General features: G+C 26.5%; 1 protein-coding gene. It reads right to left on the bottom strand.

Annotated elements, in window-relative coordinates; genetic code table 11:
- Positions 1–89 precede the first annotated feature (89 nt).
- The coding region (locus AVBRAN12654_RS09350; protein ID WP_336614384.1) for a BspA family leucine-rich repeat surface protein at positions 90–835 on the bottom strand (746 nt) is incomplete at its 5' end.

Genomic DNA, 835 nt, shown 5'->3' with positions numbered 1-835 from the left:
TAAATAATGAAAATTAAAAAAGGAATTTAAAATAGGAATTTCGCTTGTTTGAAATACTAGAAAATACTTAAACAAACGAAATTTAGTGATTATTTACCTAACTTATCGCAACCTTTAAACATACCCTCTTTCTCTTTTACATTACTCATATCAAAATTAGGTTTATGCGTTAAACTAGAGCAATGATAAAACATATAACCCATATCGGTTACATTTAAAGTATTAAAACTTAAATGCTGATTAAAATTGCAACAACCATCAAACATATAATCCATACTTGTTACATTACTTGTATCAAAATTTAAAGGCTGATTGAAATTAAAACAATCATGAAACATAGCACCCATATCAGTTACATTTCTTGTATCAAAGTTTAAAGCTTGATTGAACTTGTAACAACGAACAAACATATTACTCATATCAGTTACATTTCTTGTATCAAAGCTTAAAGGTTGATTGAAATTGTAACAACTATCAAACATACAATTCATATTTACTACATTTTTTGTATCAAAATCTAAAGGCTGATTGAAATTGCAACAATATCCAAACATACTACTCATATTAGTTACATTACTTGTATCAAAGTTTAAAGCTTGATTGAAATTGTAACAATGACTAAACATAGAACGCATATTAGTTACATTACTTGTATCAAAGTTTAAAGGCTGATTGAAGTTTTTGCATTCCCAAAACATATAACTCATATTGGTTACATTTCTTGTATTAAGTTCTAAAGGTTGATTAAAATCTTTGCATGTACTAAACATTTGACACATATTAGTTACTTTACTTGTATCAAAGCTTAAAGGCTGATTGAAGTTTTTGCAAATAC

Source organism: Campylobacter sp. RM12654, assembly GCF_020137585.1.
Classification (GTDB): Bacteria; Campylobacterota; Campylobacteria; order Campylobacterales; family Campylobacteraceae; genus Campylobacter_E.
The sequence above is the reverse complement of the archived record's forward strand: the minus strand, read 5'-3'. Positions and strand labels throughout refer to the sequence as shown.